General features: G+C 72.5%; 12 protein-coding genes. 8 read left to right on the forward strand and 4 right to left on the reverse strand.

What is annotated here, in order from left to right:
• The first annotated feature begins 16 nt into the window (after window positions 1-16).
• Both AC3EU2_RS11775 and AC3EU2_RS11780 read left to right on the forward strand, forming a co-directional pair.
• The gene (locus tag AC3EU2_RS11775; protein WP_488176484.1) at window positions 17-1,606 is read left to right on the forward strand and encodes a succinic semialdehyde dehydrogenase; all 1,590 of its coding nucleotides are present in this window, start codon (window positions 17-19) and stop codon (window positions 1,604-1,606) included.
• On the forward strand, window positions 1,603-3,417 hold the full coding sequence (locus AC3EU2_RS11780) for a GMC oxidoreductase (RefSeq protein ID WP_488176485.1): 1,815 nt from the start codon (window positions 1,603-1,605) through the stop codon (window positions 3,415-3,417). Before AC3EU2_RS11775 ends, AC3EU2_RS11780 begins: the two co-directional genes overlap by 4 nt.
• A gap of 143 nt (window positions 3,418-3,560) precedes the next feature.
• Here AC3EU2_RS11780 and AC3EU2_RS11785 read toward each other — a convergent pair whose 3' ends face one another.
• Both AC3EU2_RS11785 and AC3EU2_RS11790 read right to left on the reverse strand, forming a co-directional pair.
• On the reverse strand, window positions 3,561-5,354 hold the full coding sequence (locus AC3EU2_RS11785; protein WP_488176486.1) for an ABC transporter ATP-binding protein: 1,794 nt from the start codon (window positions 5,352-5,354) through the stop codon (window positions 3,561-3,563).
• Between the two features lie 3 nt (window positions 5,355-5,357).
• Window positions 5,358-7,151: an ABC transporter ATP-binding protein gene (locus tag AC3EU2_RS11790; RefSeq protein WP_488176487.1), complete on the reverse strand. Its 1,794-nt coding sequence runs from the start codon at window positions 7,149-7,151 to the stop codon at window positions 5,358-5,360.
• A 76-nt stretch (window positions 7,152-7,227) separates the two neighbouring features.
• Here AC3EU2_RS11790 and AC3EU2_RS11795 point away from each other — a divergent pair, with 76 nt between their 5' ends.
• The 4 genes from AC3EU2_RS11795 (at window position 7,228) to AC3EU2_RS11810 (ending at window position 12,761) form a co-directional block, all read left to right on the forward strand.
• Complete coding sequence (locus AC3EU2_RS11795; RefSeq protein WP_488176488.1) at window positions 7,228-7,989, forward strand: SURF1 family protein; 762 nt, start codon at window positions 7,228-7,230, stop codon at window positions 7,987-7,989.
• 1 nt (window position 7,990) lies between these two features.
• Entirely contained in the window at window positions 7,991-8,365 is a 375-nt protein-coding gene (locus tag AC3EU2_RS11800; protein WP_488176489.1) for a DUF3817 domain-containing protein, read from the forward strand.
• Between the two features lie 3 nt (window positions 8,366-8,368).
• Window positions 8,369-9,958, forward strand: a complete 1,590-nt coding sequence (gene guaA / locus AC3EU2_RS11805; protein WP_488176490.1) for a glutamine-hydrolyzing GMP synthase — start codon at window positions 8,369-8,371, stop codon at window positions 9,956-9,958.
• Between the two features lie 64 nt (window positions 9,959-10,022).
• Entirely contained in the window at window positions 10,023-12,761 is a 2,739-nt protein-coding gene (locus AC3EU2_RS11810) for an asparagine synthase-related protein (protein ID WP_488176491.1), read from the forward strand.
• On the opposite strand, the gene AC3EU2_RS11815 is transcribed toward AC3EU2_RS11810, so the two are convergent.
• Window positions 12,748-13,797 (reverse strand): lysylphosphatidylglycerol synthase transmembrane domain-containing protein, encoded by a 1,050-nt coding sequence (locus AC3EU2_RS11815; RefSeq protein ID WP_488176492.1) that lies wholly within the window; start codon window positions 13,795-13,797, stop codon window positions 12,748-12,750. The two genes, AC3EU2_RS11810 and AC3EU2_RS11815, sit on opposite strands and share 14 nt — an antisense overlap.
• Complete coding sequence (locus AC3EU2_RS11820) at window positions 13,794-14,636, reverse strand: PIG-L deacetylase family protein (RefSeq protein WP_488176493.1); 843 nt, start codon at window positions 14,634-14,636, stop codon at window positions 13,794-13,796. The genes AC3EU2_RS11815 and AC3EU2_RS11820 overlap by 4 nt, the downstream gene beginning before the upstream one ends.
• A gap of 8 nt (window positions 14,637-14,644) precedes the next feature.
• Between AC3EU2_RS11820 and AC3EU2_RS11825 the strand changes: the two genes are divergently transcribed.
• Window positions 14,645-15,802, forward strand: a complete 1,158-nt coding sequence (locus AC3EU2_RS11825; protein ID WP_488176494.1) for a glycosyltransferase family 4 protein — start codon at window positions 14,645-14,647, stop codon at window positions 15,800-15,802.
• The gene (locus AC3EU2_RS11830; protein WP_488176495.1) at window positions 15,799-16,482 is read left to right on the forward strand and encodes an NUDIX hydrolase; all 684 of its coding nucleotides are present in this window, start codon (window positions 15,799-15,801) and stop codon (window positions 16,480-16,482) included. Before AC3EU2_RS11825 ends, AC3EU2_RS11830 begins: the two co-directional genes overlap by 4 nt.
• Window position 16,483: the final 1 nt, after the last annotated feature.

Below are 16,483 nucleotides of genomic sequence, written 5' to 3' on the forward strand. Positions count from 1 at the left end.
TGGTTACCCTTGAGTAATGACCGATGTCATCGCCGACCCGGAGCTCGACCCCACCGCCACGTATGCCGTCGACCCGGCTCGGGCTCGCGCGCTCACCGCGCGCGTCGTCGCCGGGCCGGGGGGCGAGCAGCACGTGACCCACACGCCGATGACGGGCGCGCCGCTCGCGTCGCTCCCGGTCTCGACCCCCGGTGACGTCACCGTCGCGTTCGCGACCGCCCGCGCCGCCCAGCGGGCGTGGGCCGGCTGGAGCCTCGAACGGCGTGGGGCCGTCATGCTGCGCTTTCACGACCTCGTCCTCGAGCGCCAGGTCGAGCTGCTCGACCTCGTCCAGCTCGAGAGCGGCAAGACGCGCAGCCACGCCTTCGAGGAGGTCGCCGACTGCGCCGTCGTCGCCCGTCACTACGCCCGCCGGGCGAGCGGCTACCTGCGCGACGAGCGCGTCCTCGGAGCCATCCCGGGCCTGACGCGGACGGTCGTGAGCCACCGTCCCCAGGGCGTCGTCGGCGTCGTGGCGCCGTGGAACTACCCGCTCAGCCTCGCCGTCACCGACGCCGTCCCCGCGCTCATGGCGGGCAACGCGGTCGTCCTGCGTCCCGACCTGCAGTCCTCGCTCACCGCGCTCGCCGCCCACGGGCTCCTCGTCGAGGCGGGGCTGCCCGACGGGGTCCTCCAGGTCGTCCTCGGACCGGGGGCCTCGACCGGCCAGGCGGTCGTCGACCAGGCCGACTACGTCTGCTACACCGGCTCGACCCCCACCGGCCGCGCCGTGGGCCAGTCCGCGGCGGCCCGCCTCGTCGGCTTCAGCCTCGAGCTCGGCGGCAAGAACGCGATGTACGTCGCCGAGGACGCCGACATCGACCGCGCGGTCGCCGGAGCCGTGAAGGCGTGCTTCGCCTCCGCGGGGCAGCTCTGCATCAGCGCCGAGCGCCTGCTCGTCCACCGTGACGTCTTCGGGGAGTTCGTCACCCGGTTCGTCGAGGCCGTCGAGGACCTGCGGCTCGGCACCGAGCTCGTCTACGGGCCGGACATGGGCTCGCTCGTCGGCCCGAGCCAGCTCTCGAGGGTGCGGCGCCACGTCGAGGACGCCCGTGCCAAGGGCGCGATCGTCCTCACCGGCGGGCGGGCGCGTCCCGACGTCGGTCCGTACGTCTACGAGCCCACCGTCCTCACCGGCGTCACCGCCGACATGGTGTGCCGGGACGACGAGACCTTCGGACCGGTCGTCGCGCTCTACGAGGTCGGCTCCGACGACGAGGCCGTCGAGCTCGCCAACGACACCGAGTACGGCCTCAACTCCTCCGTCTGGACCCGCGACGTCGCCCGCGGCCGGCGGGTCGCCGCGCGCATCCGCACCGGCACGGTCAACATCAACGACCCGTATGCCGCGACGTGGGGCAGCACGGGCGCCCCGATGGGCGGGATGAAGGCCTCCGGCGTCGGCCGCCGTCACGGACGCGAGGGCATCCTCAAGTACACCGAGAGCCAGACCGTGAGCGTCCAGCACCTCGTCGGCTTCGGCGGCATCCCCGGGGTCTCACCCGAGGCGTACGCCCACGGCGTCAGCGTCGCCCTGCGCGCGGCCCGCCTGCTCGGGCTGCGATGACCGGCGCCCCCGCCGGCGGGGACGTCGACGTCGATGTCGATGTCGTCGTCATCGGAACCGGCTTCGGCGGGTCGGTGGCCGCGCTGCGCCTGGCCGAGAAGGGCTACTCGGTGCACATGCTCGAGGCCGGGCGGCGCTTCGAGGACGAGGACTTCGCGCAGACCTCGTGGGACGTGCGGAACTACCTGTTCGCTCCGCAGCTGGGCTGCTTCGGCATCCAGCGCATCCACCGGCTGCCCCACGTGATGATCCTCGCCGGCGCCGGAGTCGGCGGCGGGTCCCTCAACTACGCCAACACGCTCTACGTGCCGCCGGAGGCGTTCTTCCGCGACCCGCAGTGGGGGCACATCACCGACTGGTCGAGCGAGCTGGCACCGCACTACGAGACGGCGTCGGCGATGCTCGGTGTCGTCGAGAACCCCTGCGAGGGCCCGGTCGAGCAGATCTGGCGCGACGTGGCCGCCGACATGGGCGTGCCCGAGACCTTCCGCAAGGTCCCGGCCGCGGTGTTCTTCGGCGAACCGGGCGTGGAGGTCGAGGACCCCTACTTCGGTGGCGCCGGACCGCGCCGGACGGGGTGCATCGAGTGCGGCAACTGCATGGTGGGCTGCCGCCACGGCGCGAAGAACACGCTGCGCAAGAACTACCTCCACCTCGCCGAGGCCCTCGGGGTCGTCATCGAGCCCATGCGCACCGTGACCCGGCTGGGACTCGTGCCGGGAAGCGACGGCGCAGGGACGGCATACGAGGAAGGGACCTACCGGGTGCTGCACGAGCGGACGGGACCGGCCCACGGCAGGGACCTCCGCACCATCACCGCCCGCCACGTCGTCGTCGCGGCCGGCACCTGGGGAACGCAGTCGCTGCTGCACGCCATGCGGGACGAGGACGAGCTGCCACGCATCTCGGAGCGCCTCGGGCACCTCACCCGCACCAACAGCGAGGCGCTCCTCGGCGCCATGACCCGGCACCCTCACCCCGAGGCCGGGCTCGCCCGGGGCATCGCCATCACCGCGTCGTTCCACCCGGACGAGCACACGCACGTGGAGAACGTCCGCTACGGGCCCGGGTCCAACGCGATGGGGCTGCTCTCGACGCTCCTGGTGCCCGGGAACTCGAGGTGGCCGCGGCCGATCCAGTTCCTCCTCGAGCTCGCGCGTGAGCCGAAGGCGCTGCTCACGCAGTTCCCGATGGCGCTGCGGTGGAGCGAGCGCAGCATCATCGGGCTCGTCATGCAGTCCCGCGACAACTCGCTGAGGGTCTCGCGTCGTCGAGGGCTGTTCGGTGGGGGCAGGCTCACCTCGGACCAGGGACACGGCGAGCCGAACCCGACCTTCATCCAGGAGGGGCACGACGCGATGCATGCCGTGGCCCGCCGGCTCCAGGAGGTCACCGGCGACTACACCAGCGCCGGTGGCAGCTGGGGCGAGGTCTTCGACGTTCCCCTGACCGCGCACTTCCTCGGCGGGGTCACCATCGGCGAGAGCGCCGAGGCCGGCGTCATCGACCCCTACCACCGCCTGTGGCGGTACCCGGGAATCTCGGTCGTCGACGGCTCCGCGGTGTCCGCGAACCTCGGCGTCAACCCGTCGCTGACGATCACGGCCCAGGCCGAGCGCGCGATGTCGTTCTGGCCCAACCGGGGTGGGGCCGACCCGCGTCCGGCCCAGGGCGAGGTCTACCGCCGGCTCGACCCGGTCCCGGCCTCCCACCCCGCCGTCCACCCCGACCTGTTGCGAGCTCCGGTCAGCCTCCCCATGCCCGTGGCCCCCGTCCCCGACCGCAACGCGCCAGCCGCGCGCCCCGCCTGACCCACGACTTATTGCGCATTCCGACCCCCGCCGCGCCACTGATTGCGCGTTTCGGCCGGCCACGCCGGCCGAAACGCGCCATCAGTCCGGCGCGCGGGGGTCGGAATGCGCAATAAGTCGCCCAGTGGGGTGGGGGTGGGGGGTCAGTCCTCGTCGCGCCAGGCGCGCCACAGGGCGGCGTAGGCCCCGTCGCGCTCGATGAGCTCGGCGTGGGTGCCGAGCTCGCTGATCCGGCCGGCCTCGACGACGCACACCCGGTCGGCGTCGTATGCCGTGTGCAGCCGGTGAGCGATCGCCACCACGGTGCGTCCCTGGGTCACCGCCGCGAGCGAGCGCTCGAGGTGGCGCGCCGCCCGCGGGTCGAGCAGCGACGTCGCCTCGTCGAGGACGAGCGTGTGCGGGTCGGCGAGGACGAGCCGGGCCAGGGCGACCTGCTGCGCCTGCGCCTCGGTGAGGGCGTGCCCGCCTGACCCGACCGTCGTCTCGAGCCCGTCCGGCAGGGCCCGGACCCAGACGTCGGCATCGACCGCCGCGAGGGCTGCGTAGAGCTCGTCGTCGGTCGCGGTGGGGCGAGGGAGACGCAGGTTCTCGCCGAGCGTGCCGACGAAGACGTGGTGCTCCTGCGTCACGAGGGCGACCTCGCCGCGCAGGTCCGCCAGCTCGAGGTCGACGAGCGGGACCCCGCCGACGGTGACCCGGCCGGTGCGCGGTCCGTCGATGCCCGCGAGCAACCGTCCGAGCGTCGACTTGCCCGCGCCGGACGGACCGACGACGGCGAGGCGCTCACCGGGGCGCAGCTCGAGGCTCACGCCGTGGAGGACGTCGCGACCCTCGCGGTAGGAGTAGCGGACGTCGTCGACGACGATCGTCTCCCCCCGCGGCTTCTCGCCGGTCGCCACCCGGTCCGGCGGCACCTCGCCGACGCCGAGGACGCGCGACAGCGAGGTCGCGGCGAACTGGATCTCGTCGAGCCAGCTGATGAGGTCGCCGAGCGGGTCGAGCATCTGCTGGATGTAGAGCGTCACCGCCGTGGCCGCGCCGATCGAGATGTGCCCGCTCCACGCGAGCCAGCCACCCCAGAGCACGGAGGCGGAGATCGGGAGGAAGAAGCCGATCTCGAGGAAGGGGAACCACCGCAGCCGCAGGCTCACGCCGACCCGCTCGGCCCGCGCGGCCTCGGCGAGCGCCTCCTCGAAGCGCTCGCCCCGGCGCTCGCCCAGCCCGAGGTTGTCCATGGTCCGCAGGCCCTCGATCGTCTCCGAGCCGACCGAGTTGAGCCGGGCGTAGCTCGCGTGCTCCCAGAGGTAGACCTTGCCCGCGCGTCGGAGGTACCAGGCGCTCGACGGGACGTGCACGACCAGGGGGGCGAGCAGGGCCAGGGCGGCGAGCGGGGAGGTGATCACCGCGGCGACGACCGTGGCCGACACCGTCATGACCGACACGACGATCGCCGGGATGCCGAAGCGGATGACGTGGGTCATCGCGTCGATGTCGTTGGTGGTTCGCGCGACGAGGTCACCGGTGCCGGCGCGCTCGAGCGTGGACAGCGGCAGGCGCACGGCGGAGCCGATGAAGTCCTCGCGGAGCCGGGCGAACACGTGCTCGGAGAGGATGAACGCCGCCCGCCGCGCGAGCCAGGTGAGCACCGTCTGGCCGACGATCGCCGCGGCCAGCACGACGATGAGCGTGTCGATGCGGTCCAGCCTCGCCTCGCTCGGCCCGCCGCGGGTCACCTCCTGGACGATCTGCCCGACGACCCAGGGCCCGACGAGCCCGACGAGGGCGGCCAGCCCGTGCAGGCCGAGCACCCACAGCAGCGGGCGGCGGTGGTCGCGCAGGAGGACCTTGGTGTGCGCGACGACGGTCTGGCGGCTGGCGATGGGCAGGGCGCGCTTGGCGTGGTCGGTCTCGCCGATCTGGCTGAGAATCGGGGTCATCGCTCAGTCCCCCTCGCCGCGCAGGACGATGCGTTGGTATGCCGGGTGGTCCCGGACGAGCTCCCGGTGCGTCCCGCTCGCGGTCACGACGCCGCTCTCGACGACGAGGACCCGGTCGGCGCGGTCGAGCAGCAGCGGGCTCGTCGTGACGACCACGGTCGTGGAGCCGGCGCGGTGCTTGACGAGGCGCTCGGCGATGCGGGCCTCGGTGTGGGCGTCGACGGCGCTCGTCGGGTCGACGAGGACGAGGACCTCGGCGTCGCGCAGCAGCGCCCGGACCAGCGCCAACCGCTGGCGCTGACCGCCGGAGAGGGCCCGACCGCGCTCCTCGAGCTCGCCGTCGAGACCCCCGTCGACCGAGTCGACGGCGTCGGCCGCGTCGGCGGTGTGCAGGGCGGCGGTCAGGGCCAGGTCGTCGACCTCGTCGGCACCGAGCTCGCGGCGGACGGGACCGCTGAAGAGGTGCGGGTCGGGCTGGGACACGACGATAGCCCGTCGGACCTCGTCGATGGGCAGGTCGTCGATGGCCGTCCCACCCCACGTGACGCCGTGCCGGCCGGGGAGCGCGCGGCCGAGGCGGGCGGCGATGGCGCCACTGTCCTCGGGGCGCGCCGAGACGACGGCGGTGAGCTGGCCGGGGGCGATCCGGACGCCCGACGCCGGGTCGACGAGCTCCCCGCCGGCCCGCGTGTCCGTCCCCAACTCGCCAGTTCCCCGGTTGGGCACCGGCGTGTCCGTCCCCAACGGGGGAATTGGCGAGTGGGGGACGGGGGTGGCGCGGGCCCGGGTCGGGTGGTCGGGCTCGGCGGCGAGGATCGGGGCGATCCGGCTGGCCGCGACCCGGGTCGACGTGAGCTTGTTGACGAACTCCGTCGCCGTCCGCAGGGGCATCGTGAGGAAGGCCGTGTAGCCGTAGAACGCGACGAGCTGCCCCGGCGAGATGTCCCCGGCAACCGCGAGGTGCGCCCCCAGCCCCGTGACGACGAGGACGAACAGGCCCGGCAGCAGCACCTGCGACGCGTCGAGCAGCGCCTGGACGCCGGACAGCCGCACCCCGGCGTCGCGCACCCGACCGGACTGGCCGGCATACCGGGAGAGGAAGTTCTCCTCGCCGCCGACGCCGCGCAGGACGCGCAGCCCGGTGACGGTGTCGGCGCCGAGCGCCGTGAGCCGGCCCGACTCCTCGCGCTGGGCCTGCTGCCGCCGCTGCAGGGGGCGCATGACGAACGACAGCGACGCGAGCAGGACCGGGCCGCCGATGAGCATGACGAGCCCGAGCATGAGCGACCCGCGCAGGAGGATGACCGACACGACGACGAAGCTGACGATCGCCCCGGAGAGCCGGGCGGTGACGTCGAACGACTCACCGACCCGCCAGAAGTCGCGGGCGAACGTCGTCAGCACCTCGCCGGCGGGCTTGTCGCGCGTCAGGGCCGGACCGGCCCGGCGCACGGCCCGCTCGGTGACGATCGCCGCGCGGAACGAGGCGAGGAGCCAGTTGCTCACGGCGAACCAGTGCCGCAGGTTGGTCGTCACGGCGCTGAGCAGGCCCATGCCGAGGATGACCCCGGCCCACAGGACGAGCGCCCGACCGTCGCGCGCGACGAGACCGTCGTCGATGGCCTTGCCGATGGCGGCCGGGACGAGGGCGATCGACAGCATCCACGGGATCCCGAAGGCCGCGCCCGCCGCGAGGGTGCGCCACTGCCGCCGGACCAGCCAGAGGAGGAGGCGGTCAGGATGGGTCGGGGGAGTGGCGTCGGCCTCGAGGGCGTACGGCCAGGTCGTCGTGGGCATCGCACCCCACCGTAGGAGGGAGGTCGGACGCCGAGCCACCGAGTTTCCTTTCAGGACGCCCGATTACGCTCGTGCCGTGCTCCGATCCGCCCGCAAGCCGCGCCACCTCGCGCTGCTCGCGGTGGCGGTGCTCGTCGTCATCGCGTTCGTGCAGCTCGGGCGCTGGCAGCTCGGCGTCGCCGAGGACGAGGCGCTGCGCGAGTCGCTCGAGCGGGCGCGCTCCCAGCAGCCGGTCGCCGTCGAGACCGTCCTCACCCCGCACGCGGACTTCCCCGGGGGGCTGAGCACGCGCCCCGTCGTGGCGACCGGAGAGTTCGGCCCCGACCAGGTCGTCGTCGCGAACCGCCGGCTCGAGGGCCGCACGGGCTTCTGGGTCGTCGCCCCGCTGCGGGTGTCGGCGACCGGCGCGACCCTGCCGGTGCTGCGCGGCTTCGTCACCTCGGCCGCCGACGCGCCGCCCGTCCCCGCGGGACAGGTCACCGTCACGGGTGGGCTGGCTCCGCCGGAGTCGCCGTATGCCGGTGAGCCGCCTCCCGAGGGCCAGCTCGGCTCGATCGACACCTCGCTCCTCGTCAGCCGCTGGCCCGGGGAGCTGTACAACGCCTTCGTCTTCCAGCAGGAGCAGGTCCCCGCGCCTGCCGCCGCCGACGTGGGGGCGATGGAACGGGTGCCCACACCGTCGGGTGAGACGGGCTTCAAATGGCGCAACGCGGCATACGCACTGCAATGGTGGGCGTTCGCGCTGTTCGCGCTGTTCATGTGGTGGCGGATCGTCAAGGACGACGAGCGCGAGGAGGCCGGTCGAGAGCCGGTGACGGGCGGCGGGGACAATGGCTGACGTGGCACGGACCAACGAGCAGACCAGCCAGACGCAGCGCGCGATCCGGGACGAGACGGCGGCACGCAAGGCGCTGACCTTCTTCAAGGTGATGGCGTTCATCGTCGGCGTCGGGCTGCTCGTGCTCCTCGTCGAGATCGTGCTGGAGTACGGCACGTCGATGAAGGGGGAGCAGAACCCGCTGCACTGGTGGCCCCAGCCGCACGGGTTCATCTACATGGTCTACCTCGTCGCCACCGCCAACCTCGGCTTCAAGGTGGGGTGGTCGCTGCCGAAGATGGTGGGGGTCATGCTCGCCGGGTGCGTGCCCTTCCTGTCGTTCTGGGTGGAGCGCAGGGTCGCCGCCGAGGTCGAGGGTCGGCTCGCCCGCCAGTAGCCTGTGCGGGTGAGCGAGACCTCCCCCCTGTCCGACCGTCCAGTCCTCGTCGTCGACTTCGGCGCCCAGTACGCCCAGCTCATCGCGCGCCGCGTCCGCGAGGCCCACGTCTTCAGCGAGGTCGTCCCGTCGACCATGCCGGTGGCGGAGATGCTCGAGAAGTCTCCGGCCGCGATCATCCTGTCCGGGGGGCCGAGCTCGGTCTACGCGGAGGGGGCGCCCTCGCTCGACCCGGGCCTGCTCGACGCCGGCGTCCCCGTGTTCGGCATGTGCTACGGCTTCCAGGCCATGGTCCAGGCGCTCGGCGGGAACGTCGACCACACCGGGCTGGGGGAGTACGGCTCCACGCCGGCGCGGGTCTCCGACACCGGCTCGACGCTCTTCAACGGGCAGCCGAGCGACCAGTCCGTCTGGATGAGCCACGGCGACGCCGTGACGGCCGCCCCTGACGGCATGCGGGTGACGGCCTCGACGTCCGGCGCCCCCGTCGCGGCCTTCGAGGACGACGACCGCCGCCTCTACGGCGTGCAGTGGCACCCCGAGGTCATGCACTCGACCTTCGGGCAGCGGGTGCTCGAGAACTTCCTCCACCGCGGTGCGCGGCTCGCCGGCGACTGGACCGCGCACAACGTGGTCGAGTCGCTCATCCAGCAAGTGCAGGTCACGGTGGGGGACAAGCGGGTGCTGTGCGCCCTCTCCGGCGGCGTCGACTCGTCGGTGGCCGCAGCCCTCGTGCAGCGGGCCGTCGGCGACCAGCTGACCTGCGTCTTCGTCGACCACGGGCTGCTGCGCGCGAACGAGGCCGAGCAGGTCGAGCAGGACTTCGTCGCGGCCACCGGGGTCGACCTCGTCGTCGTCGACGCGCGCGAGCAGTTCCTCGCCGCGCTCGCGGGTGTCTCGGACCCCGAGGAGAAGCGCAAGATCATCGGCCGCGAGTTCATCCGCGTCTTCGAGCAGGCCGCCCGCGACGTCGTGGGCTCGGCCGAGCGCGACGGGCACCCGGTCGAGTTCCTCGTGCAGGGCACGCTCTACCCCGACGTCGTCGAGTCCGGTGGCGGCACCGGCACGGCCAACATCAAGTCCCACCACAACGTCGGCGGGCTCCCCGACGACCTCCAGTTCACCCTGATCGAGCCGCTGCGGCTCCTGTTCAAGGACGAGGTGCGTCAGGTCGGGCTCGAGCTCGGTGTCCCCGAGGAGATCGTGTGGCGCCAGCCGTTCCCCGGCCCCGGTCTCGGCATCCGCATCGTCGGCGAGGTCACGGCCGAGCGGCTCGAGATCCTGCGCCACGCCGACCAGATCGCCCGTCAGGAGCTGTCCGCAGCAGGGCTCGACCGCGAGATCTGGCAGTGCCCGGTCGTGCTGCTCGCCGGGGTCCGCTCCGTGGGCGTGCAGGGCGACGGCCGCACCTACGGCCACCCGGTCGTCCTGCGCCCGGTCTCGTCGGAGGACGCGATGACGGCGGACTGGACGCGCGTGCCCTACGACGTGCTCGCCAAGATCTCGACGCGGATCACCAACGAGGTGCGCGAGGTCAACCGGGTCGTGCTCGACGTCACGAGCAAGCCGCCGGGCACGATCGAGTGGGAGTGACGTCGATCCGTCCGCGTCTGGCAGGCTTGACCGGTACCCCGAGCAGAACTGAGGACCCCAACGCATGTGTGGCATCGCCGGCTATCACGGCCTGAGCGCCAACGAGACGCTCCTGCAGACGATGAACGACTGCCAGGAGCACCGCGGACCGGACGGTGAGGGCGTCTTCGTCGACGGCCCCTGCGGTCTCGCTCACCGCCGACTGTCGATCATCGACGTCGCCCACGGGCAGCAGCCCATGGCGACCGCAGACGGGCGCTACACGATCGCCTACAACGGCGAGGTCTACAACTACCTCGACCTCCGGTCCGAGCTCGAGGCCCTGGGCCGGACGTTCACGACAGACTCCGACACCGAGGTCGTGCTCGAGGCGTTCGCCCAGTGGGGCGGGGAGGCCTTCGACCGCTTCAACGGCATGTTCGGCCTGGCCATCTGGGACCGCGACGAGCAGCGGCTCACCCTCGCCCGCGACCACTTCGGCATCAAGCCGGTCTACATCTGCCGCGTGCCGGCCCCCGCGACTGGCGCAACGTCAGCGTCGACGGCTGTTCTAGCGACCGTTGACGCTGACGCTGCGAAAGAGGGGGCGGGGGAGGGGGAGGCGCTGCTGTTCTCGAGCGAGATCCGGCCCATCCTCGCGAGCGGGCTGTACGAGAAGAAGCCCAACGAGCGCGCCATCTACCGCTACCTCAAGTTCCGGGCCCACGAGGACGGCACCGAGACCTTCTTCGACGGCATCGAGCGGCTCCAGCCGGGCGAGATGCTCGAGGCCGACGCGAACGGCATCCGCCGGAGCATGTTCACCCGCCTGCGCGAGGAGCTCGCGGAGCTGGCGCAGGAGCAGCGTCCCTACGACGACGAGGCCGCGGCCGAGTACAAGGAGCGCTTCATCGAGGCGGTCCGGCTGCGCCTGCAGTCCGAGGTCCCCGTCGGCACGTCGCTCTCCGGTGGTCTCGACAGCTCCGCCGTCGCCGTCGTCATCAACCAGCTCATCAACGAGGGCGACGAGCGCACTGCGTCGGTCGGCGTCCGGCAGAACACCTTCAGCGCCGTCTTCCCGAACTCGATCAACGACGAGGAGAAGTACGTCGACGAGGTCCTCGAGATCTGCCAGGGCCACGTCGACGGCCACAAGATCCTCCCGACCGCCGATGAGTTCAAGGCCGACCTGCGCGACTTCATCCGGACGCAGGAGGAGCCGCTCATCTCCAGCGGTCCCTACGCGCAGTTCCAGGTGATGCGCGAGGCGACCAAGCACGTCACCGTCCTCCTCGACGGCCAGGGCGCCGACGAGATGATGGCCGGCTACATCCCCTACTACGCCGTCTACCTCCGCCAGCTGCGCGCGCAGGGGGCCCGGGCCGCGGCCGCCGAGCTGAGCAAGTCGCTCGACGTGCTCTACCGCCTCGGGCGCTTCCGGGTGAAGGCCAAGCTCACCGGCCGCAAGGACGTCCCGGTGAACTCGCTCCTCAACGCCGAGTTCGCCGCCCGGCACCGCGACGAGCGGTTCCCGGTGGAGCAGAGCAACCTCAAGAAGCGGCTCATCGAGGACCTGTTCCACAACAGTTTGCCGAGCCTGCTGCGCTACGAGGACAAGAACACGATGCGCTTCAGCCTCGAGGGGCGCGTGCCGTTCCTCGACAAGGAGGTCGTGAAGTTCATCTTCAGCCTCACCGACGAGGCGATCATCAAGGACGGCTGGAACAAGCGGATCCTGCGTGACGCGACACGGGGCGTGCTGCCGGAGTCGATCAACCGCCGCCGCAACAAGATCGGCTTCACGACGCCGCAGTCCGAGTGGTTCATGCGCCTCAAGAACCACTTCTACTCGATCTTCCTCAGCGAGTCGTTCGCGAACCGGCCCTACTTCCGCCAGACCGACGTCCTGCACGCCTTCGAGGGCTGGATCAAGGGCAGCAACAACGCCGACACGATGATGTTCTGGCGCTTCCTCAACCTCGAGCTGTGGCTGCAGGAGTTCTTCGACGACGCCCCGCCGGTCGACAAGGCCACCACCCAGGCTGCGCCCAAGTCCGACGTCGAGCCGAACGCCGGCAAGGCCCTCGACATCACGACCGCGCGCGGCGAGACGGTGCGCCGCTACCCGCTGCGCACCGACCTCTTCGCGCAGGGCGACGACCTCGACGCCCGGGTGCTCGAGCGGGTCGAGGAGTTCTTCGCGACCCTGCCGACGGCCGGACCGGAGCACAAGGGTGCGACCACGGGTCGCTGGTACCTCTTCATCTCCGAGAAGATCATCGCCATCACCCAGGGTCGCTCGTACTTCATCTGGGACATCAAGGTCGGCAAGCCGGCCCGGGTCCTGTCCAAGTACGTCACCCGCACGCCCGCGGGGATCGGGCTGGGCTCACCCTTCACGATGCAGCTCGCCATCGAGGAGGCCGGCCTCCCGCGCGTCCTCTATGCCGCCGCCGGCGGGGCCGTGGGCAAGGTCATCGGTCGCAAGGGGCTCTTCTACGAGCTCGTCGGCAACGACATCAGCGCCATCGACGGCCCGACCGAGTACTCCGCCTACCCCTCGAACGTCTCCGCGAAGCTCGCGCCCAAGGACCCCGACCAGGTGGCCGCCCGCCTGTCGGCCGGGATCCGCGAGCGGGTGCCCACCGCACACAGGGAGCAGTTCGCCGGGACCATCGTCATGGACGCCAACGACATCGGTCGCAACGTCCTCGGCAGCGACGTCCCGGGGGACAAGGCCCGGTTCGAGGAGATGTTCGCGGACAACCCGCTCGGTCAGGGCAGCGAGCAGACCCCGATGGCCCTGGTGTTCATCCAGGACTGACTGCCGCTGCCTCCGGGTCCTCGCCGGTGGCGTTCCGCACGCGGGGGCTCAGCGACCAGGCGAGCCAGCCGAGAGCACCCAGCGGCACCTCCATGAGGTGCGTGAAGATCGAGAAGAGCACGACGCCCGCCCCGGCCGACGCCGACTCGGCGCCCCAGCCGACGAGCGCCACCACCGTGGCCGACTCGGTCACGCCCACCCCACCGGGCGTGATGCCCACCGCGGTGAGGAGCCGCCCGACCGCGAAGGCGGCGAAGAGGATCCCGAGCGGCAGGAAGACGTCGACCGAGTGCATGATGAGGACGAACAGCAGGTAGTAGAACCCGAAGAACCCGACCATGCCCAGGGTCATCTGCAGCCAGCCCGTGCGCACGACCTCGTTGATGCGCAGCCGCAGGTCGTGGACGAGCGCGTGGAGGCTCATCGTGCGCTTGCGGCGCCGGAAGAGCGGGGCGAGGACACGGTCGACCCCACCGCCGATGGCCTGAGCGGCTCGCTCGCTGACGAGGAGCGCGACGAAGACGGCGAAGAGGGCCAGGCCGGAGATCGCCGCCGCCAGGGCAGCGTTCGTCAGCGACTTCGGCAGCCCGTCGTTGCCGGCCCACAGCATGACGATCGCGACGATGGGCAGGGCGATCCGGGCGAGCGTGTTCCAGACACCCGTGACGATCACGGAGGTCGAGACGTCACGGTTGCGGAACCCCCACGAGCGCAGGATCGTGTAGGTCGCCGCCAGCCCGACCGCGCCCCCTCCCGGGAGGAGGTTGCTCACCGACGAGCCGCAGATGTTGACGATGAAGGCACGCCAGTTGCTCAGGCCCGGCAGCGACCCGGTGAACGTCAGCGTGTAGCAGCCGAGACCGACGAGCACGAGGCCGAGGAAGCCGCTCGCCTGCCACCACGACACCGCCCGGACGTGGTCGAAGATCTCGCCCCACGTGGTGTCGGCGAAGATCGGGAAGCCCCACCCGAGGAGGCCGACGGCGAGCGCGAGACCGAGGACGACGCGGACGACCTGTCTCGCGCGCCGGCTCACGGCAGTCCTTCGAAGATGTCGGTGCGTATGCCGTCCGCCGGGCCGGGTGCCACGCTCGGGTCGCGGAACCACTCCCGACCGAAGACGACGTCGTAGAGGGGTCGCGGGATCCTCAGGAACGCGGCGAGGGTCCGGTCGCCGCTCTGGGAGCCGTCGTTGGACGCCTGGGAGGCGTGGGCGCGCATCGACGCCCGCTTGGCGCGGGCGTAGCGGCGGACGTCGACGCGGTGGGTGATGGCGGCCCGGGCGGTGAAGCTGCGCTCGAAGGTCGTGGGGTCGAACCCGTCGGGGAACGGGTAGACCTTCGCGGCCCAGCGCACCGCCCTGGCGATGGTGTCGCGGGGCACGGTCGCCTCGAGGACGCGCGGGGTCCGCGCGATCTCGGCGGCGCGGGCGCCGACCTCGTGGACGCGGACGTGGTCGCGGTGGCCGTAGCCCCCGGCGGCGTCGTAGCTGAGGAGGACGTCGGCCTGCTCGGTGGTGAGGATCGCGGCGAGGCGCTCAGCGGCCTCCTCGACCGGGGCCCGGCAGAAGCGCACCGTCCCGGGTGGGTCCGCGGGGACCGGCCCGCCGTGCCCGGAGTCGGCGTAGCCGAGCCACTCGACGCGCACGACCCCGAGGGCGGCGGCGGACTGGCGCGTCTCGGCGAGCCGGACCGTGGCGAGGGCGTCGCCGCTGCGGAACCGGTCGGCCGCGAGCCCGAGGGCCCCGTCGGTCGCGACGACGAGGACGACGCGGTGCCCCTCCGCGGCGGCGCGTGCCATCGTGCCGGACGTGAGGAGGGCCTCGTCGTCCGGGTGGGCGTGGAAGGCCACGAGCGTGCGCGTCATCGCCACCATCCTGACGCATGGCAGGCTGGTCGCTCGTGAGGGTCGCCCTGTTGTCGGACTGCTACCTGCCGCGGCTCGGCGGCATCGAGGTGCAGGTGCACGGCCTTGCCCGCCGGCTCGTGGCGGCCGGGCACGAGGTCGCTGTCGTCACGGCGACCCCCGGGCAGACCCGGACCCGCACCGTCGAGACCGACGCCGGGGTCACCGTGCACCGGCTGCCGCTGCCGTTCCCGGGCGCGCCACCGGTCAACCCCTTCGCCACGGAGGAGGTGCGCCGGCTGCTGGGCTCCGGTGGCTTCGACGTGGCGCACGCGCACATGGGGGTCGTCAGCCCGTTCGCGACCGGCCTCGTCGACGTGGCGCTCGCCTGCGACGTCCCGACCGCCGTGACCTGGCACTGCGTCATCGACAGGAGCGCCCCGATCCTGCGGGTGCTCGGGCACGCCCGGCGCTGGGGCGAGGGGCGCGCGGCCCTCTCGGCCGTCTCGACCATGGCGGCCGCGCGCGTCTCCGGGGTGGCCGGCGGCGCCGAGGTGGAGGTGCTGGGCAACGGCATCGACGTGGACGCGTGGCGTCCGCAGTCCGGCGTGGTCCGCGCGCCGGACGACGCCGTCCGGGTCGTCAGCGCCCTGCGGTTCGTGCGGCGCAAGCGTCCCGGCGCCCTCGTCGACGTGCTGCGCTCGGCGCGGGACCGTCTCGACCGGACCCACCCGGGCGTGCGGATCGAGGCGCACCTCGTCGGGGACGGGCCGCAGCGCCGGGTCGTCGCCGCGGGCCTCCGCCGGCACGGCGTCGACTGGGTCCACCTGCCCGGGCGCGTGACCCGCGAGGAGCTGCGCGACCTCCACCGGCGCAGCGACGTCTACCTCACGACGGCGCGCCTCGAGGCCTTCGGGATCGCGGTGCTCGAGGCCCGGACGGCGGGTCTCGCGGTCGTGGCGCGCACGGGGACCGGGGTGGAGGACTTCGTCACCGACGGTCGCGAGGGCCTGCTCCGGGGGTCCGACGACGCCCTCGCCGCGGCCCTGGCCGACCTCGCCGGCCACCGTGATCGTCTGCACGGGATCCGCGCCCACAACCTCTCCACGCCGCCGGCGCAGTCGTGGGACCGGGTGGTCGAGAGCACGACCGGGGAGTACGCCCGCGCCCGCCGGCTCGCTGGGCAAGCGTCGTGATCGAGGTCGTCGCCATGCTCCGCGGTCGCTGGGCCGACGGGTTCGCCCTCGAGCACGGGGCCGACCCGGCGGTCGAGCTCGCCCGGCGGGGGTGGTCGGGCGCTCCGGTGTCGGTGACGAGGAGCTCATCGCAGGACCTGCGGATCACGTATGCCGTCCGGCCCGCCCGCCCGGACCTCGACGCCGTCGCGTCGGGACGCCTGGAGCGGGACGACGGCCTGACCGCGGCGGACGTCGCGAGCGCCGTGGCCCACCAACGGGTCGCGGCGTATGCCGTCGTGCGCAGCTCGCGTGGGGTCCTCATGACCGAGCTGTCGGAGCACACGAACGCCTCGGGGATGTGGAACCTGCCCGGTGGCGGGCTCGACCCGGGGGAGGACCCGGCCGTGGCGGTCCTGCGCGAGGTCCACGAGGAGACCGGCCAGCACGTGAGCGACGTCCGGCTGCTCACCGTGATGACGAGGCACTGGGTGGGACGTGCTCCGGGCGGACGGGTGGAGGACTTCCACGCCGTGCGCCTGTTCCACACCGCGCACTGCGCCGAGCCGAGCGACCCGGTCGTGCTGGACGTGGGCGGCTCGACCTCGGACGCCCGATGGGTGGACGAGACCGAGCTCGCGAGCCTGTCGCTCGCGAGCTCGGTCCCTCAAGCCCTCGCCGTCGCCGGCGTGTCCGCGTGAG

The organism is Knoellia sp. B-D-2 (assembly GCF_057714695.1).